Source organism: Enterobacter sp. 50793107, assembly GCF_001463365.1.
In the GTDB taxonomy this organism is placed as follows: Bacteria; Pseudomonadota; Gammaproteobacteria; order Enterobacterales; family Enterobacteriaceae; genus Enterobacter; species Enterobacter cloacae.
Genome location: NZ_LNII01000161.1, coordinates 34952 through 52462, shown reverse-complemented (window position 1 = coordinate 52462; position 17511 = coordinate 34952). Strand labels below are relative to the sequence as shown.

Genomic DNA, 17511 nt, shown 5'->3' with positions numbered 1-17511 from the left:
TGATGAAAAAAATATATCTCGCGGTGATTGCCCTTTTATGTTTGTTCTCATCCTCCGCATGGTCGATGGACTGTTACAAAGATTCAAAAGGCGGCAAAAGTCTGGTCACAACAACGCTCCCGACGTTCACGGTCCCAGCCAACGCCCCAGCCGGACAAAAAATTTGGGAAAGCGGCGATTTGCTGGTGACGGTATATTGCGATAACGCCACCCGCGACAGTACAAAACCTGTCTCGCAGGATCCCTGGAGTGAAAACGTTTATGCCTATATCCTGGACAGTTTTCATAACACCGATAGCCTGATGACTAACAACCCTTATCTGGCGTTTGGCGTAACCTATAACGGTATTGACTATGACATCCCCGATATCAAAATTGATACGGGAGCCTGCCTTGATAAGCAGGATGACAAATGGAAACAGTATCAAGAAGCAGCCTGCAATGGCGTCACAATTCAGAAAAACGTCACGTTTACCGTGCGTTTTCGTCTCTACGTGAAGCTAAAAGCGATACCAAAAGAGCAGTTTGACTATACCTTTCCCTCCGTCACCGTACTGACGTTTGACGGTTCAGGCGGAATCAACACGCTTTCGAAAGCAAAAAACCTGCATTACGACATTACCGGGCTGTCAAATATTCACTTCCTGGACTGCGGTGTGGATATCCGGATCTACCCTGAAAATCAGATTGTGAATTTTGGCCAGTTTACGGAGAGCGCAGTCAACGCCAACGCCGTCACCTCACCGTTTAGCATTTCGACAATCCGGGATGCCACTGCTGGCTGTTCAGAACAATTTGACGTGACGACCAGCTTTTACACCACCGATACGCTCTACGATAATACGCATCTGGACATGGGAAATGGTTTACTCATGCGTCTCATTGATAAAACCAATGGCGACGTGACGTACAACCAGTATCTTCCTTTTGCAACCTATCACCCTGATGATACGGAGACGACGCTGACGCATGACTATACGGCGGAGCTAACCCGTAAACCTGGTGAAGCCGTTATTCCTGGACCATTCAGTAAAGACATTATTGTCAAAATAAATTATCAATAATTGATCAAAAAGCAGACCAGCATCTTCTTTTGGTCTGCTTATTTAGCCCCTCGCCCTCTTTTTTCTACGTAAGCCATTCACTTCAATAATTAATAAACGCATACTTAAAGAGTCTTTAATTATTTTTTAATCACGTATTGTTACAATTAGTTTTAGAATACAACCGCCTCAAACATCAATATCTCTTAATTATTATTCATAACAAGGATATTTCATGCGAAATATTTCAAAAACACTTTTGGCGGTTGCTTTAGGCTCTTTTATCTCTGGCAATGCACTGGCAAGCGATCAGGGCTCCGGTAAAATCACCTTTAAGGGCGTTATTATTGACGCACCATGCAATATTGCACCAGACAGTATTGATAAAGAGATTGAACTTGGCCAGTTCACCACGGCGGTGATGAATGTGAATAAAAAATCCACGGCGGTACCGGTTGATATCAACCTGGAAAACTGCCAGCTTGACGCTGCAGATGAAACCGCAACACCCGTCACCAAAGTGGACGTAACCTTCAGCAGCACCGCTACCGACGCAACCGATACCAGCCTGATGAGCAATACCTATGCGGGCGGCGCGCAGAACGTGGGCGTTCGTCTGCTGGATAATGCAGAGTCCCCTATCACACTTGGTACGGCTCAAACTGTCGATCTTTCTGCGGGTTCAGCGACCCAGACGCTGCACTTCAAAGCGCAGATGGAAGTGGTCGATGGTAAAACAGCAACGGCAGGCCAGGTCGAATCTACCGCGAATTACGTCCTGTTGTATAAATAAGCCCATACCGTTAATTATATTTCGGCTGGCAATATATTTGCCAGCCATTGCCGTAATTTTATTTGAGAGCTGAATGATGAAATACAGTGCATTTTCGATCATCATTGCTGGCTTTCTTACGCCTCTTCCACTGGCCGCCGTTGAATTTAATATTAACGCTATTGATAAAGATCAGCGCGGCAATGTTGATTTATCCCAGTTCAAAGATAAGAACCACGTTGCGCCGGGTCATTATTTCGTTAACGTTGCAATTAATAATACGTCACTCGCTAGCGGCTGGCAGTTAGCCTGGTATATAAAAGACGATACAACGGAAGTCTGCATTCCGTCCGATCTGGCGGACACTTTTGGTCTGGACGATAAATACCGCAGCATGCTGACGGTTAACGCGGGCTGTGTCGACTTTTCCCCGCTGCCGCAGGTTCGTTTCGAGTTTATTCAGGCGACGCAAACGCTGGAAGTCACCCTACCTCAGGCCTGGCTACAGTACCGTTCCACCAACTGGACGCCGCCCGCGACCTGGGACAACGGTGTCTCAGGCGTGCTGCTGGATTACAATCTGTTTGCCAGCCGCTATCAGCCAGATGAGGGGTCAAGCAGCGATAACGTCAATACCTACGGGACCGCTGGCGCCAACCTGGGCGCCTGGCGACTGCGGGGAGATTATCAGTACGCCCTTAACCGTACGGAAGGGAGGTCGCAGAGCGACGGCCGCCTTTCTCGCGCCTACCTTTTTCGCCCTCTGCCTGCACTTGGCTCAAAGTTCACGCTGGGTGAGTCAGATTTTCAGTCGGATATTTTCGACGGATTTTCCTACACCGGAGCCTCACTTATCAGCGACGAGCGTATGCTTCCCTGGTCTCTGCGCGGCTACGCGCCACAAATTTCTGGTATTGCTCAGACGAATGCCACCGTGACCGTCAGCCAGGCAGACAGAATTATCTATCAAACCAAAGTCCCACCGGGCCCTTTCGTCATCCAGGATATAAACCAGTCCGTACAGGGAACGTTGGACGTCACCGTCGCCGAAGAAGACGGTCATACCAGCACCTTTCAGGTTTCTGCTGCCTCTGTGCCTTTCCTGACGCGAAAAGGCCAGGTTCGCTATAAGCTGGCGGGCGGTAAACCCCGTCAGGACAGCTCGCATCATGTCGAAAGCGAGGCCTTTTTAAGCAGCGAATTCTCCTGGGGCGTACTGTCCCGAACCTCCCTGTACGGTGGGATCCTGAACAGCGGTAATGATTACCGCGCGCTGGCGGGTGGTATCGGGCAGAACATGGATATGCTGGGCGCGCTGTCATTTGATGTCACCCAGGCCAGCAGCCAGCACGAGGGGGAAGCAAAGCAGACGGGATACAGTTACCGCATCAACTACAGCAAGCGTTTCGATACCACCGGGAGTCAGCTCACGCTTGCCAGCTACCGCTACTCCGACAGCCGCTTTCTCAGCTATGCCCGCTTTCTTGAAAAAGACCGGGATCACGCGGAAACGGAAAAACAGACGCTAAGCATCACTGCCAGCCAGTACATCCCCGCCCTGTCGCTAAACCTTTACCTTGGTCTGCTGCGCCAGACCTGGTGGGACAGAGCCCCCTCCACCACCGGCACACTCACGGCAGGATACAACTTCGACCTTGGTCGCTGGAAAAATCTTGGCGTGACGGCCTCATGGAGCAAAACACATTATCAGGATCAAGGCGATGATACGCAGGTTTACTTCTCTTTAAGCATCCCCCTCGATCCGGATCATCGCCTCAATTACGATCTGAGAAACAGCGACACGACGCGTCAAACGCTCTCCTGGTATGACTCTTCAGACAGTAACAATACCTGGGGGATATCCGCTGGTACCGAGAGCGAAAAAACTGACGCCGGGGCGCAAGTCAGCGCGAATTATCAGCACTATGCCGGGACGGGAGATCTGAACCTTTCCGGAAGCTACAAGGCCCATGACTACCGTTCCATCAGCGCGAGCTGGAACGGCTCGTTTACGGCAACCGCCCACGGGGCGTCGCTTCATCGCCGGAGCTACGGCAACGAACCGCGTGTGATGGTCAGCACGGAAGGGATCGGCAATATACCGCTGAATATGTCCCGCGATGCCACCAACATGTTTGGTATTGGCGTCCTGCCCGCCTTTTCGAGCTATATGCCCGCCAGCGTACAGGTCAATCTGAATAACCTGCCAGAGGGTGTCGATGTCGATAACCACGTCATTCGCTCCACCTGGACCGAGGGTGCAATCGGTTATCGGCTGATTGCCTCCCGTCAGGGTCAGGATGTTGCCGGGATCGTGCGTACCGCCAGCGGCACGCCGCCTCTCGGCGCCCAGGTGCGTGAGCAGGATTCAGGCAAAGAGGTGGGCATTATCGCCCAGGACGGACACATCTGGCTGGGGGCGGTAAAAGCTGAACAGCACTTTATCGTCACCTGGGGAGACGATCAGCAGTGTCATTTCTCCCTGCCAGCCTCTCTCGACAACACCACGCAGCTGATGCTGCCCTGCCAGTAACTTATCACTATGAAATCATACGTTTATTTAGCAGCACTCCTGTTTTGTGGCTCCGGTGTCTCGCAGGCGGCAATTAACCTGGACAGGACGCGCATCGTCTTTGCCGAAAGCGATAAAGCCAGCAGCCTGACCATTGAAAACCAGAGCAAATCGCTTCCCTACCTTGCCCTCGCCTGGGTGGAGGATCGGGACGGGCGCAAAGAGGACACCCATTTTATGGTCCTGCCGCCTATACAGCGCATTGAACCCGGCGCCTCGTCACAGGTGCGGATCGTGAAACAGGCCGCGACGCAACAGCTGCCGGAGGATCGGGAAACGCTGTTTTATTTCAATCTGCGTGAAGTGCCGCCCAAAAGCGGGAGCCTGAAAGAGGAGCGCAGCGTCATGCAGGTGGCAATGCAGAGCCGCATAAAGTTGTTCTGGCGGCCGGAAAGCATTCGTAAAAAATCAGGTGAAGAGACGGAAATGCAGCTGTCGGTGACGCTGTCGGGCAAAACCATGCGCCTGAAAAACCCAACGCCCTATTTCATTACGCTGGCGTGGCTGAGCAATAACGGAAAAACCATGATGCCAGGCTTCGACAGCCTGATGATTAGCCCGTTTGCGACCAGTACGCTGACGCTGAGTGAAACAGAAGGAACGGGCTACAGCATAGGTTATATTGATGATTATGGTGCGCTACGCAAGGTCAATTTAACCTGTACCGGGTCAGCACCATGCACGCTAACGCCGCGCAAGGCAGGGCAAAATGCGACATCTCGCTAAGCTTTTCCTTTTAATGCTGGTGATGTGTCCCCTTAAGCAGGCGCTGGCGCTGAACTGCTACCTTGGCACACAAAATGGTCCGGTGGAGCAAACCAAAACGGTGTCAGAATTCTCAATCCCCAGCACAGCAAAAGTTGGGCAAAAGATTTGGGAATCCAGCGATATCAAAATCCCCGTGTATTGCGACAGAAATACCGCGTCAAACCATGAGAACGAAGACGTCTTCGCCTGGGTGAACCCTTATCCGTCGGTGTCGGATCCTTACTACGAGCTCGGTGTTACCTACGAGGGTGCGGATTACGATGCCATCGGGCAAACCTACGGCGTGGATACCCGTCAGTGTCTGGACAACAACAGCCTGAGCAAATACACGGCCGAACAGCTAAAAGCGATGGGCTGGGAGAAATACATCTGTTCGGGGAATGCGTGGGATGTACATACCTCACGAACCTTTGCGGCACGCTTCAGGCTGTACGTTAAGCTCAAAGCGATACCGCCTCAGGGCTACGTCAGCACGCTTGGTGATTACATCGTCGTGCAGTTTGACGGCAAAGGCGGCGTAAATGCGCTTCCTGATGCCAAAAACCTCAAATACCACATTAACGGGCTGGAAAACATCAGGGTACTGGACTGCGGAGCGACGTTCAGTATTTACCCTGAGAATCAGGAGATCGACTTTGGCACCTTCAGCGCACGTGACATCGTCAATCAGGGCACGCGTACGCGAACGTTCTCGGTTAAAACCAGTAAAGTACAGGATGCGCAGTGTTCAGACGGATTTAAGATTGACTCGTCGTTCTATACCGATAGCGAGCTGACGGCCAGTGATACGGCGTTGCTGATTGGTAATGGCCTGAAGCTGCGCATTCTTAACGGCACACAGCCCTACACCTTCAATCAGTATGACGAGTACGCTGATTTTACCGGTTCGGTGCTGCATTTCGAGACCACGTACACCGCTGAGCTTTCACGTGCAGAGGGAAAGGGTATCGATTCTGGCCCTTTTGAAACGGTCGTGCTGTTTAAAATTAACTACCACTAGAGACAAAAAAGCCGGGTTTCCCCGGCTTTTTCATTCGTGCACCGTTCAGCTGGCTTTGCGCTCGTGCGCCTGACGGTACTCGATCAGATCTTCAATTGTCACGACCGGCATGTTGTGCAGGCGTGCAAAGGTAATGCACTCTGGTGCGCGCGCCATGGTGCCGTCATCGTTGGTCAGTTCACACAGTACGCCTGCAGGTTTGAAGCCTGCCAGCGTCACCAGATCGATGGTCGCTTCAGTGTGGCCACCACGGGTCAGCACACCGCCCGCCTGCGCACGCAGCGGGAAGACGTGGCCAGGACGGTGCAGGTCGGATGGCTTGGCGTCATCGGCAATTGCTGCACGGACGGTAGTCAGACGGTCAGCCGCGGAGACACCGGTAGTCACTCCATGCGCGGCTTCGATGGTCACGGTAAAGCCGGTACCAAAGGCGCTGGTGTTGTTTTCGACCATCATCGGCAGCTCGAGCTGCTTACGGCGGTCTTCGGTAATACACAGGCATACGATGCCGCTGCCGTGACGGATGGTCAGTGCCATCTGCTCAACGGTCATGTTTTCGGCGGCGAAAATCATGTCGCCTTCGTTTTCACGGTTTTCATCGTCAAGCACCATCACGCCGCGGCCTTCGCGCAGGGCATCCAGTGCATGTTCAACACGTTGAGTTGAAGTGCCAAAAGAGGAAAGTAGCGTCTGATTCATGGTAAAAAAACCTCATTAACATTATGGTTACCAGAATCAGGGCAGTCTTAGGAGCGCCGTATAAGCGGCAAAAAGATAACGTGAGCGGGCCCATGCCCGACTGGATCGTTACTCTCTCCCATCCGGACTTTAACCGTCGGCCCCGGAATTACACCGGATCTGCTGACCTTTGAGAGTTCACCCAAAGCGCTCGCGGGCTTTCAGCATGACGCTGATTTACCGCCGGTGGGGAATTTCGCCCCGCCCTGAGAATAAGCGAGATAACTATAACGCTATTGATTAACCTGGGCAATGCATAAGCTTCAAACAAATCTGCTTTATCCTGGAGCATGACGCGCTACAATGTTCATCAACACCGTCTTATCAAGGGAAGCCACTATGATTGACCCGAAGAAAATTGAGCAAATTGCGCGTCAGGTTCATGAGTCCATGCCAAAAGGCATTCGTGAATTTGGTGATGACGTTGAGAAGAAAATCCGCCAGACGCTGCAGGCGCAGTTGGTTCGCCTTGATTTAGTGAGCCGCGAAGAGTTTGACGTGCAGACACAGGTTCTGCTGCGCACCCGTGAAAAGCTGGCGCTGCTGGAACAGCGTCTTACCGAGCTGGAAAACCGCAATACCCCGGAAGAAGTGAAGCCGGCACCAGCGATACCGCCGGTGGATGACCAGGCCTAAGTGCGGCCTGATGCCCTCACCCCAGCCCTCTCCCACGGGGAGAGGGTGAAATAACGGGCCAACTGGCCCGTTTTTTACTGACTGTCTTTCTGGATCTTTTTGATGATGTTGGTGGTTGAACACCCGTCCTCAAAGTTGAGCACCATCACTTCACCGCCGTTGGCCCAGACCTCTTCGCTGCCCGCGATTTGCTCCGGTTTGTAATCGCCGCCTTTCACCAGCAGGTCAGGCAGAATGCCGGCAATCAGGCGCTGAGGCGTGTCTTCTTCAAACGGCACAACCCAGTCCACTGCTTCCAGCGCGCCGAGCACAATCATACGCTGCTCCAGCGGATTCACTGGACGCGTTTCGCCCTTCAGACGTTTGGTCGAGGCATCGCTGTTCACCGCCACAATCAGACGATCGCCCAGCTTGCGTGCATTCGCCAGATAAGAGACATGGCCCGCGTGCAGAATGTCGAATACGCCGTTGGTCATCACCACTTTCTCACCGCGTTTACGCGCGGCGGCAACGGCCACTTTCAGCTCTTCTTCCGTCATGACGCCAAAACCGGTATCGGCGCGGCCGCGCACGGCGTTTTCCAGTTCAATTGGCGAAACGGTAGAGGTCCCAAGTTTACCGACAACCACGCCCGCCGCGGCGTTCGCAAAGTAGCACGCTTCTTCGAGGGAATTACCCGCTGCCAGCGTTGCCGCCAGTACGCCAATCACCGTATCACCGGCACCGGTCACGTCATAGACTTCCTGCGCCTGGGTTGGCATATGCAGCGGCGCCTTGCCCGGCTGCAGCAGCGTCATTCCCTGCTCGGAGCGGGTCACCAGCAGTGCAGACAGCTCGAAGTCAGCGATGATCTTCATGCCGCGCTCGACGATCTCCGCTTCCGACTTGCACTTGCCCGCCACCGCTTCAAACTCAGAGAGATTAGGCGTCAGCAGCGTTGCGCCGCGATAGCGCTCAAAGTCGGTGCCTTTCGGATCGATCAGTACCGGCACATTGGCTTTACGCGCCAGCTGGATCATCTGTTGTACGCTTGCCAGTGCCCCTTTGGCGTAATCAGACAGTACCAGCGCGCCGATATTGCCCAGCGCCTGATTAATGCGCTCGTGCAGCGGCTCAGGATCCACACCCTCAAACCCTTCTTCAAAGTCGAGGCGGATCAGCTGCTGGTTACGCGACAACACGCGCAGCTTGGTAATGGTCGGGTGCGTCGGAACAGAAACGAAATCGCACTTCACGTTCACGTCCGCCAGCGACTTGCTCAGCGCGCGCGCCGCATCGTCGATACCGGTGAGGCCCACCAGACGCGAATGCGCGCCCAGAGAAGCAATGTTCATCGCCACGTTTGCCGCGCCGCCAGGACGCTCTTCAATGGTATCGACCTTAACGACCGGTACCGGTGCTTCCGGGGAGATACGGCTGGTCGGCCCATACCAGTAGCGATCAAGCATTACATCGCCGACAACCATAACTCCAGCACGTTCAAACTCTGGCAGTGTTACTTTCATTCCTGACTCCAGAAAGATTCACAATTTGCGCGCGATGATATCACACTTGTTTTGTTACGCACGGTTCCACCAGCCACTTCTGCCAGCTCGCTTTCACCTGGTCGCGTTCACGGGTAAAGCAGTCGAGCGCCACGTGGCCCGGCTGTTCCTGCAAGGCGAGGTGGTGCAACTCATCGCGCAGCGTGGTGTAGGCGCGGGTTAAGGCCTGCGCCTCCTGCTCATCCATGATGTCGTTTTGCGCAAGCAGCTCCAGAATGCGCACATTATCCGACCAGCGGGTCAGCTTCGGCTTGTCATGCGCGTGCAGGAGCACCAGATACTGGGTGATAAACTCAATGTCGGTAATGCCACCCTCATCGGCTTTAATATCAAACCGATCGCGGTGTTTATTGCCCAAATGCGCGCGCATCTTTTCACGCATTTCGCGCACTTCGGTCTGCAACTTACTGCCTTCACGCGGGGTGGTCATCACCGCTTTACGAATGGCATCAAACTGCGTTTTTAACTGCGGATCGCCATACACCACGCGGGCGCGCACCAGCGCCTGATGCTCCCACGTCCAGGCTTCGTTTTTCTGATAATCGGCGAAGGATTCCGTTGAGGTCACCAGCATACCAGCCGCGCCGGACGGACGCAGACGGGCATCCACTTCGTACAGAATGCCCGATGACGTGCGGGTGCTGAACAGGTGCATAATGCGCTGGGCCAGACGCAGATAGAACTGGCGCCCGTCAATTTCTCGCTCGCCGTCGGTCATCACGTCGGCCGGACAGTCGTGCAGGAAGATTAAATCCAGATCGGAGCTGTATCCCAGCTCCCACCCGCCGAGCTTACCGTAGCCCACCACGGCAAAACCGCGGCCTTCTCGTTCAGCAAGATGCTTCGGCTGGCCGTAACGCGCCACCATCTGGATCCACGCCTGGTGCACCACCGCATCGATGATCGCTTCCGCAAGCCAGGTTAAGTGATCGCTCACTTTCATCACCGGCAGCGTTTCGGCAATATCCGCCGCCGCGACGCGCAGCATCTGGGCCTGTTTGAACTGGCGCAGCGCTTCCAACTGCTGCTCTTCATCTTCTTCCGGCACGCGTAGCAGATACTGGCGCAACTCATCGCGGTAGGCATCGGTCGCCGTCGGCTGATAGAGGGTATTGGGATCGAGCAGTTCATCCAGCAGCAGCGGGTAACGCGCCAGCTTGTTGGCCACCATCGGTGACGCCGCGCAGAGCGTGATCAGGTGCTTCAGCGCCCCCGGGAATTCGCTCAGCAGTTCAAGATAGGTGGTACGCGTAATAATGCCGCTCAACAGCGGCATCATGCGGGAAAGCGGCACCGGGGCGTCGGCACGGGAACAGACATCGCTCAGCAGGTGCGGCATCAGGTGATCCAGCACCTGGCGACCACGCGGACCAATGGCACGCTTGTTGAGTTCAAGGCGGAAATCGGCGATCAGCGCCACCACCCGATGGCGATCGTCGTCGCTCAGGTGCGCCAGCACGGGCGTAGTGTCATCTTCCTGCAGGGCATCCTGCCACAGTTCACGCCAGTGTTCAGAGAGCGTATCGTCCTGCGATTCGCTTTCATCATCGCCAATCAGCTCGTTAAAGATACGGCGCACGCCTGCCATATGCGCCTCCAGCCGTTCGGTCAGTGCGGCCCAGTCGTCCACGCGCATGCCCCACGCCAGACGCGCCCGGTTCAGGTCATCCCCCGGCAGGGTCTGGGTTTGCTCGTCATTGATGCTTTGCAGCAGGTTTTCCAGACGACGCAGGAACAGGTATGCCTCACGCAGGGTTTGCGCGTCCCCCTCTGGCAGGAGATGGAGTTGCTCAATCGCTGACAGCGTCGGGAGCAACGAGCGGGATTGCAGCGACGGCTCGCGACCACCGCGGATAAGCTGGAAGACCTGGACAATAAACTCGATTTCACGAATGCCACCCGCGCCGAGCTTAATGTTATCTTTCAGCCCACGACGGCGTACCTCACGGGCGATCATCCCTTTCATGTTACGCAGGGACTGGATCACGCTGAAGTCGATATAGCGACGGAACACAAACGGGCGCAGCATGGCGCGTAGCTCGTTGGCGTAAGCGTCGTCGCTGTCACCCATGATCCGCGCTTTGACCATCGCGTAACGCTCCCAGTCGCGCCCCTGCTCCTGGTAGTAATCTTCCAGCGCCGCAAAGCTCAGCACCAGCGGGCCGCTGTCGCCAAACGGACGCAGACGCATATCCACGCGATAGACAAAACCGTCCTGCGTCGGCTGATCCAGCGCCTTGATCAGACGCTGGCCAAGACGGGTGAAGAACTGGGCATTGTCCAGTTCACGACGGCCTCCGCGCGTGGAGCCGTTCTCCGGCCAGGCAAAAATCAGGTCGATATCGGAGGAGAAGTTCAGCTCGCAGCCGCCCAGCTTACCCATCCCCAGAATCAACAGCGGCTGAGGAACCCCTTCCTCGCTGCACGGCGTGCCCCACTCTTTACAGCAGGCGGCGTAGAGCCAGTCTCGCGCAGCGACAATCAGCGTCTGCGCCAGCTCGCTCAACTGCTGGAGCGTGCTCTCTTCACTGACCAGCTCAAGCGACTGCGCCCAGGCTATGCGCACCATCACCCGGCGGCGAAACTGGCGCAAAACGCGCATCAGCGTGGCTTCATCCGCCACCTCAGCCAGCGCGCTTTGCAGCCAGCCTGCATAATGCCGCCACTCGTCAGCCTGCGGCGGGGCGTTTTCAAGCTCCACCAGCCAGTCCGGGTTAGCAGTAATACTTTCCTGCACAAAATCACTGAACGTGAGCACGCACTTTGCCTGCTCGCTTAACGATGACGCCGGTAATGACTCAGGCAGACGTTCGCAAACGGTCTGCCACTGCTGCTGTAACTGCGAAGAAAGCGGCATTATAGGGGTTCCTTGCCAGAATTAACGTTTTCCGCTGTGCAGCCAGAATGGCTCCTGCGAAATGGCCTCGTTGCGGAAATGCTCAATCTCAATATGCTGACGGGTTTCGATGGCATGTTTCAGCCCCTGCCAGTTTTCCAGCCACGCCTGCGTTTTGACGTCATCATAGGCACCCGACAGCAGTAGCATGCAGTCGATGTTGCGCGTCAGACGGATCAGCTGGTCGCCGTACTGGTCACCCAGCGGATAAGCAAAGGTGGTTTTCAGCTCTGCGGCATGGCGGGAGAGGTGGATATCCGCGAAACGTTTAAAGTTTTCTGCGATTTTTGTCTGGGCTTTCGCGTCCAGGAAAGTGCGCCAGCCGCGCGTCACCAGAAACTCGGTCAGCGCCAGTTTGGCGGCCGCGGTTTGCGGGCTGTAGATCGCCGTTTGCGCAGACACATCAGAGAGCATCAGCGTTTCAGTTTGCGTCAGCAGATCGCGTAAGTGAGCACTTGCTTTGCGAGGCACGATGCCGCCAAACAGCATCAGAGTATGACGAACCAGACCGATGGCGGCCAGGACGTGGGCTTTTGCGTTTTTCACATTACGCACCCAGAGCTCTTCGTGGTACTGCCACTGCGAAAGCGCCAGCTCCAGAGCCGCCTCCATGCCCTGCTCAACGCTGGCTTTTGGGGCTACGCGTAACACAGGGGTCTCTTTCAGCGCCCGTGGCGCATTCCCGGCGGCCAGATGATATCCGCGGGCGGCTTTGCTGAGGCTGCCCTGACGCAAGCCTGACTGACTCACTAGCTTACGCGCCAGCTTCAGCACATCGTTCGTCTCGCCTTCCAGCAGTTCAAGCTCCAGTTCGCAAATTGGCTCCTGGTATTCCCCCGCTTTCACCTCGCCCAAATCAAGGGCGATTTCAATGCGGCTTTTGCCTTCCGTTACCAGCCATTTCTCGCGCCAGAAATCGGTGCTGAACAGCGGCTGCACCTCAGCTGCCAGGGTGGATGGCAATTCGCCATTTGGCCACACTTCTGCCGGAAAACGTTCCAGCTCAAGTTCTGGCTGATTGATGTCGATATTGTATTCGGGGCGCTGATGCAAACCGCCCACAACGCGACCGGCGATTTTCATCGTCATCTCGTAGCGCCCGTTCGCGCCGCGGATGCGCAAGCCCATATCATGACGACGCAGCCAGTTGTCCGGCGTTTCGTAATAGATATTGAGCAGCTGTACGGGTTCATGGTGTTCGCCGGACAGCGTTTGCAGATGCTGGCGGAGCGCGTCAACGCTGTCTTTTTCGACGATAAACTTTAATTCGATCTCTTGTGCCATAGCCTTGTACTTTTGCGTGCGTCACAGACGCGTCGATGAAGGCGAACTTCCTCGCCATTTGTTTGTCAGTACATAGTATTTTGCGCCAAATTGCCACGCAATGACCAATTTGACGGGCGTAAAAAGTTTGCAGCGGCGGCGATCGGGACACAGATGATTCTGATTGATGACGAATCCTTTGCGTAGAGACACTGATGCCACTACTATCGTTCCACTATTTATGAAAATAACGACTGATATGCTTAAATTACGCCTGATTGGACTTACTTTACTCGCTTTTAGCGCCGCGACTGCGGTCCACGCTGAAGAAAAGCGTTACGTTTCTGACGAACTGAACACCTGGGTACGTAGCGGCCCCGGAGATAATTATCGCCTCGTGGGTACGGTAAATGCCGGCGAGGAAGTCACCCTGTTACAGACCAACACCGAGACCAATTATGGTCAGGTTCGCGACAGTTCCGGCCGTACCTCCTGGATCCCCCTGAAAGAGCTGAGTACCGTGCCAAGCCTGCGCACCCGCGTGCCGGATCTGGAAAACCAGGTGAAAACCCTCACCGACAAGCTGAACAACATTGACGGTACCTGGAACCAGCGCACCGCTGAAATGCAGCAGAAAGTCGCGCAGAGCGACAGCGTGATTAACGGTCTGAAAGAAGAGAACCAGAAACTGAAAAATGAGCTGATTGTGGCGCAGAAGAAGGTGAATGCCGCTAATCTGCAGCTCGATGACAAACAGCGCACCATCATCATGCAGTGGTTTATGTATGGCGGTGGCGTGTTGGGCGTCGGCCTGGTGCTGGGTCTTGTTCTGCCACACCTGATCCCAAGCCGTAAACGTAAAGACCGCTGGATGAACTAATTCGTCTTCTCTGCCAGACTTACGTATTATCTTGCCAAAAGAGAAAACGGGAGTGTAGGGCGTGAAGAGTTATCTGGTCGGTGGTGCGGTACGTGATGCGTTGTTAGGTCTGCCGGTCAAAGATAAAGACTGGGTGGTGGTAGGCGCCACCCCCGAAGAGATGCTTAACGCGGGCTACCAGCAGGTAGGCCGCGATTTTCCCGTGTTCCTCCATCCGCAAAGCCGGGAAGAGTACGCCCTGGCGCGTACGGAGCGTAAATCCGGTTCCGGCTATACTGGCTTCACTTGCTATGCCGCGCCCGACGTCACGCTGGAGCAGGATCTCCTGCGTCGCGATCTCACCATCAACGCGCTGGCGCAGGACGAGAACGGCCAGATCGTTGATGCTTATGGCGGCCAGGACGATCTGCGCAACCGTCTTTTACGTCACATCTCCCCGGCGTTTTCGGAAGATCCGCTCCGGGTGCTGCGCGTGGCGCGCTTTGCCGCACGTTACGCCCATCTCAGTTTCCGTATTGCCGATGAGACGATGGCGCTGATGACCGCCATGACCGAGGCGGGTGAGCTTGAACACCTGACGCCAGAACGCGTCTGGAAAGAGACGGAGAACGCCCTCACCACCCGCAATCCACAGGTCTTTTTCCAGGTGCTGCGCGACTGCGGCGCCCTGAAGGTGCTGTTCCCGGAGATAGACGCGTTGTTTGGTGTACCCGCCCCGGCGAAATGGCACCCGGAAATCGACACTGGTGTGCACACCCTGATGACGCTCAGTATGGCGGCCATGCTCAGCCCGGAGGTGGACGTGCGCTTCTCAACGCTGTGCCACGATCTCGGCAAAGGCTTAACGCCAAAAGAGTTCTGGCCTCGTCACCACGGGCACGGCCCGGCTGGGGTGAAGCTGGTCGAGGGGCTGTGCCAGCGCCTGCGGGTGCCGAACGAGATCCGCGATCTGGCGAAACTGGTGGCTGAATTCCACGACCTTATCCACACCTTCCCGATCCTGAAACCGGCCACCATCGTTAAGCTGTTCGATAACATCGACGCCTGGCGTAAACCCCAGCGCGTCGAGCAGATCGCGCTCACCAGCGAGGCTGACGTGCGCGGGCGCACCGGGTTCGAAGCGTGCGACTATCCGCAGGGGCGTTTGCTGCGCGCCGCGTGGGAGGTGGCCAAAGCCGTGCCAACCAAAGAGGTCGTCGAAGCAGGATTTAAAGGCCCGGAAATTCGCGAAGAGCTGACGAAACGGCGGATTCAGGCGGTATCAGAGTGGAAGGAAAAGCATTGCCCTCAGCCAAAAGACTGAGGGCAGTCGGTCAGAAGAAGACCACGTAAACCGCAGCCGCGACGATAAAGCGGTAGATCGCGAACGGGATAAACGAGATACGCTTAATCAGTTGCAGGAAGGTTTTAATGGCAATCAGCGCCACGATAAAGGCGGTGATAAAGCCCACGGCGAACATCGGAATATCGCCCGTGGTGAGAAAACCAATGCTTTTGTAGAGGTCCAGCGCGGTGGCGCCCATCATCATCGGCACCGCCAGCAGGAACGAGAACTCAGATGCCGCGTAACGGCTTACACCCATCAGCATCCCGCCGGAAATCGTTGCTCCTGAACGGGAGAAGCCCGGCCACAGCGCCAGACACTGGAAGCAGCCAATGATAAAGGCCTGGCGATACGTCATATCGTCCAGACCTTCTGCGCGCGGCGTTTTTGGCTTCAGCACTTCCGCCGCAATCAGCAGGAAACCACCGACCACCAGCGCGTACATCACGTTAATCGGGTTAAACAGCGATTTGATGGTGTCGTGGAAAACCAGCCCCAGCACCACAGCCGGGATCATCCCGAGCAGGATATGAATCAGCGTCAGGCGGCCCTTGCTCTCTCCTTCACGCTGTGGCAAACGCCCGAAGTGGATGCCGATCAGCCCAAACAGACGACGCCAGAACATCACGACCACAGCCAGAATGGACCCCAACTGAATGACCACCTCGAACGTCTTTGCGGTATCGCCTTCAAAACCCAGCAGGTGGCCAACAATAATCATATGGCCCGTACTGGAAACCGGCAAAAACTCCGTCAATCCTTCGACCACACCCAGAATTGCCGCCACCAGCAGCGAGTGCATATCGCTCATCTATAAACCCCTAAAAAAATATAAAAAAAACGGTCGCCCCAACAGCTACCGTGAAAGATACAGCTTTAAGACCGATATAACCTAAAATGGTTTAGCTATTATGACGTTAAATCTTTCCTTTCAGATTTGTGCCACGCTCGATGATGACCCCCACATTGGCGGCACGCGCCACCGCGCCCGGCTTACTCAGCTTAATGCGCACCCACGGCGAGTTGAATTTGGTCAGCAGTAACTCTGCCACCTCTTCTGCCACGCGCTCCACCAGCGCAAAACGCTGCCCTTCAACGTGGGCGATGACTGTTTCACTGATGTCGGCATAGCTCAGACAGTCATTCACGTCGTCACTTTTTGCCGACTTGCGGTTATCCCAGCCCATTTCGATATCGAACACCAGCTTCTGCTCGATGGTCTGTTCCCAGTCGTAAACACCAATAGTGGTGATTACCGAAAGTTGCTCTATAAATACAATATCCATCACGACCTGCCTGCTTTTTGGCTAAACCGGATACCACTTCCGGTGAATTATGCGTATTATCCACAGATGCTGAGAATACAGATACATTTTCAAAACGGAACAGCGTTATGAGTGCAATCGCGCCTGGAATGATTCTCCTCGCCTACCTTTGCGGCTCAATCTCCAGCGCCATTCTGGTCTGCCGCATTGCCGGGTTACCTGACCCGCGCGAAAGTGGCTCCGGGAATCCGGGAGCGACCAATGTACTACGAATTGGCGGCAAGGGAGCAGCCGTAGCGGTTTTGATTTTTGACGTTCTGAAAGGGATGTTACCCGTCTGGGGCGCGTATGCGCTGGGCGTGACCCCGTTCTGGCTGGGGCTTATTGCCATTGCCGCCTGTGTCGGCCACATCTGGCCCGTATTCTTCGGTTTTAAAGGTGGCAAAGGCGTCGCGACGGCCTTTGGTGCCATCGCGCCCATCGGCTGGGATCTCACCGGCGTAATGGCAGGCACCTGGCTGCTGACTATTCTTCTGAGCGGCTATTCGTCGCTGGGCGCCATCGTCAGCGCGCTGATCGCCCCATTCTATGTCTGGTGGTTTAAACCCCAGTTCACCTTCCCGGTGTCGATGCTCTCCTGCCTTATCCTGCTGCGTCATCACGATAATATTCAGCGTCTGTGGCGACGTCAGGAGACCAAAATCTGGACGAAGCTCAAGCGAAAGAAAAAAGATCCTGAATAAAGCGCAGCGCCCCTCATTTATCCCGGCAGCGCCGCGCCTGCGCGCGCCGGGAACGACAAAGTCTTAT

Annotated in this window: 15 protein-coding genes and 1 riboswitch; of the genes, 9 read left to right on the top strand and 6 right to left on the bottom strand. The window is 55.2% G+C overall.

Features of this window, described 5'->3' with window-relative positions; translation table 11 throughout:
- The first annotated feature begins 2 nt into the window (after positions 1 to 2).
- The 5 genes from APU11_RS22590 (at position 3) to APU11_RS22570 (ending at position 6155) form a co-directional block, all read left to right on the top strand.
- On the top strand, positions 3 to 1064 hold the full coding sequence (locus tag APU11_RS22590) for a pilus assembly protein (protein ID WP_058651364.1): 1062 nt from the start codon (positions 3 to 5) through the stop codon (positions 1062 to 1064).
- A 214-nt stretch (positions 1065 to 1278) separates the two neighbouring features.
- Positions 1279 to 1836 carry a fimbrial protein gene (locus tag APU11_RS22585; protein ID WP_038420606.1) on the top strand — a complete coding sequence of 186 codons (558 nt, stop codon included), beginning with the start codon at positions 1279 to 1281 and terminating at the stop codon, positions 1834 to 1836.
- Positions 1837 to 1909: 73 nt separating this feature from the next.
- A complete protein-coding gene (locus APU11_RS22580) occupies positions 1910 to 4348 on the top strand; it encodes a fimbria/pilus outer membrane usher protein (RefSeq protein WP_058651365.1) in 2439 nt (812 codons plus the stop codon).
- A 9-nt stretch (positions 4349 to 4357) separates the two neighbouring features.
- Positions 4358 to 5113, top strand: coding sequence for a molecular chaperone (locus tag APU11_RS22575; protein WP_058651366.1), 756 nt, complete (start codon positions 4358 to 4360; stop codon positions 5111 to 5113).
- On the top strand, positions 5097 to 6155 hold the full coding sequence (locus APU11_RS22570; protein ID WP_020689466.1) for a type 1 fimbrial protein: 1059 nt from the start codon (positions 5097 to 5099) through the stop codon (positions 6153 to 6155). The genes APU11_RS22575 and APU11_RS22570 overlap by 17 nt, the downstream gene beginning before the upstream one ends.
- Positions 6156 to 6200: 45 nt before the next feature.
- On the opposite strand, the gene ribB is transcribed toward APU11_RS22570, so the two are convergent.
- On the bottom strand, positions 6201 to 6854 hold the full coding sequence (ribB, locus tag APU11_RS22565; RefSeq protein WP_008502964.1) for a 3,4-dihydroxy-2-butanone-4-phosphate synthase: 654 nt from the start codon (positions 6852 to 6854) through the stop codon (positions 6201 to 6203).
- Between the two features lie 106 nt (positions 6855 to 6960).
- A riboswitch (FMN riboswitch) is annotated at positions 6961 to 7111 on the bottom strand.
- A gap of 121 nt (positions 7112 to 7232) precedes the next feature.
- Between ribB and ubiK the strand changes: the two genes are divergently transcribed.
- Positions 7233 to 7529 carry a ubiquinone biosynthesis accessory factor UbiK gene (ubiK, locus tag APU11_RS22560; RefSeq protein WP_013098757.1) on the top strand — a complete coding sequence of 99 codons (297 nt, stop codon included), beginning with the start codon at positions 7233 to 7235 and terminating at the stop codon, positions 7527 to 7529.
- Positions 7530 to 7603: 74 nt separating this feature from the next.
- Here ubiK and hldE read toward each other — a convergent pair whose 3' ends face one another.
- The 3 genes from hldE to APU11_RS22545 are packed head-to-tail and all read right to left on the bottom strand — an operon-like array spanning position 7604 to position 13253.
- Positions 7604 to 9034 carry a bifunctional D-glycero-beta-D-manno-heptose-7-phosphate kinase/D-glycero-beta-D-manno-heptose 1-phosphate adenylyltransferase HldE gene (gene hldE / locus APU11_RS22555; protein WP_013098758.1) on the bottom strand — a complete coding sequence of 477 codons (1431 nt, stop codon included), beginning with the start codon at positions 9032 to 9034 and terminating at the stop codon, positions 7604 to 7606.
- Positions 9035 to 9074: 40 nt separating this feature from the next.
- Positions 9075 to 11933, bottom strand: coding sequence for a bifunctional [glutamate--ammonia ligase]-adenylyl-L-tyrosine phosphorylase/[glutamate--ammonia-ligase] adenylyltransferase (glnE, locus tag APU11_RS22550; RefSeq protein ID WP_094915927.1), 2859 nt, complete (start codon positions 11931 to 11933; stop codon positions 9075 to 9077).
- Positions 11934 to 11951: 18 nt separating this feature from the next.
- Entirely contained in the window at positions 11952 to 13253 is a 1302-nt protein-coding gene (locus APU11_RS22545; RefSeq protein WP_013098760.1) for an inorganic triphosphatase, read from the bottom strand.
- A gap of 238 nt (positions 13254 to 13491) precedes the next feature.
- On the opposite strand from APU11_RS22545, the gene APU11_RS22540 reads away from it, so the two are divergent.
- Entirely contained in the window at positions 13492 to 14112 is a 621-nt protein-coding gene (locus APU11_RS22540; RefSeq protein ID WP_013098761.1) for a TIGR04211 family SH3 domain-containing protein, read from the top strand.
- Between the two features lie 61 nt (positions 14113 to 14173).
- Positions 14174 to 15415 carry a multifunctional CCA addition/repair protein gene (locus APU11_RS22535; protein WP_023620520.1) on the top strand — a complete coding sequence of 414 codons (1242 nt, stop codon included), beginning with the start codon at positions 14174 to 14176 and terminating at the stop codon, positions 15413 to 15415.
- 10 nt (positions 15416 to 15425) lie between these two features.
- On the opposite strand, the gene bacA is transcribed toward APU11_RS22535, so the two are convergent.
- Together bacA and folB are read right to left on the bottom strand one after the other, a co-directional pair.
- On the bottom strand, positions 15426 to 16247 hold the full coding sequence (gene bacA / locus APU11_RS22530; RefSeq protein ID WP_014833310.1) for an undecaprenyl-diphosphate phosphatase: 822 nt from the start codon (positions 16245 to 16247) through the stop codon (positions 15426 to 15428).
- A 106-nt stretch (positions 16248 to 16353) separates the two neighbouring features.
- Positions 16354 to 16722: a bifunctional dihydroneopterin aldolase/7,8-dihydroneopterin epimerase gene (gene folB, locus APU11_RS22525; RefSeq protein ID WP_013098764.1), complete on the bottom strand. Its 369-nt coding sequence runs from the start codon at positions 16720 to 16722 to the stop codon at positions 16354 to 16356.
- Between the two features lie 107 nt (positions 16723 to 16829).
- On the opposite strand from folB, the gene plsY reads away from it, so the two are divergent.
- Positions 16830 to 17444, top strand: coding sequence for a glycerol-3-phosphate 1-O-acyltransferase PlsY (plsY, locus tag APU11_RS22520; protein ID WP_014833311.1), 615 nt, complete (start codon positions 16830 to 16832; stop codon positions 17442 to 17444).
- The last annotated feature ends 67 nt before the right edge of the window (positions 17445 to 17511 follow it).

Excerpts from the sequence above, each read along its gene's own strand:
- ribB (WP_008502964.1), bottom strand. The coding sequence starts at position 6,854 with ATGAATCAGACGCTACTTTCCTCTTTTGGCACTTCAACTCAACGTGTT.
- APU11_RS22540 (WP_013098761.1), top strand. The coding sequence starts at position 13,492 with ATGCTTAAATTACGCCTGATTGGACTTACTTTACTCGCTTTTAGCGCC.
- APU11_RS22570 (WP_020689466.1), top strand. The coding sequence starts at position 5,097 with ATGCGACATCTCGCTAAGCTTTTCCTTTTAATGCTGGTGATGTGTCCC.
- APU11_RS22575 (WP_058651366.1), top strand. The coding sequence starts at position 4,358 with ATGAAATCATACGTTTATTTAGCAGCACTCCTGTTTTGTGGCTCCGGT.
- ubiK (WP_013098757.1), top strand. The coding sequence starts at position 7,233 with ATGATTGACCCGAAGAAAATTGAGCAAATTGCGCGTCAGGTTCATGAG.
- hldE (WP_013098758.1), bottom strand. The coding sequence starts at position 9,034 with ATGAAAGTAACACTGCCAGAGTTTGAACGTGCTGGAGTTATGGTTGTC.
- APU11_RS22580 (WP_058651365.1), top strand. The coding sequence starts at position 1,910 with ATGATGAAATACAGTGCATTTTCGATCATCATTGCTGGCTTTCTTACG.
- APU11_RS22590 (WP_058651364.1), top strand. The coding sequence starts at position 3 with ATGAAAAAAATATATCTCGCGGTGATTGCCCTTTTATGTTTGTTCTCA.
- plsY (WP_014833311.1), top strand. The coding sequence starts at position 16,830 with ATGAGTGCAATCGCGCCTGGAATGATTCTCCTCGCCTACCTTTGCGGC.
- folB (WP_013098764.1), bottom strand. The coding sequence starts at position 16,722 with ATGGATATTGTATTTATAGAGCAACTTTCGGTAATCACCACTATTGGT.
- APU11_RS22545 (WP_013098760.1), bottom strand. The coding sequence starts at position 13,253 with ATGGCACAAGAGATCGAATTAAAGTTTATCGTCGAAAAAGACAGCGTT.
- bacA (WP_014833310.1), bottom strand. The coding sequence starts at position 16,247 with ATGAGCGATATGCACTCGCTGCTGGTGGCGGCAATTCTGGGTGTGGTC.
- APU11_RS22585 (WP_038420606.1), top strand. The coding sequence starts at position 1,279 with ATGCGAAATATTTCAAAAACACTTTTGGCGGTTGCTTTAGGCTCTTTT.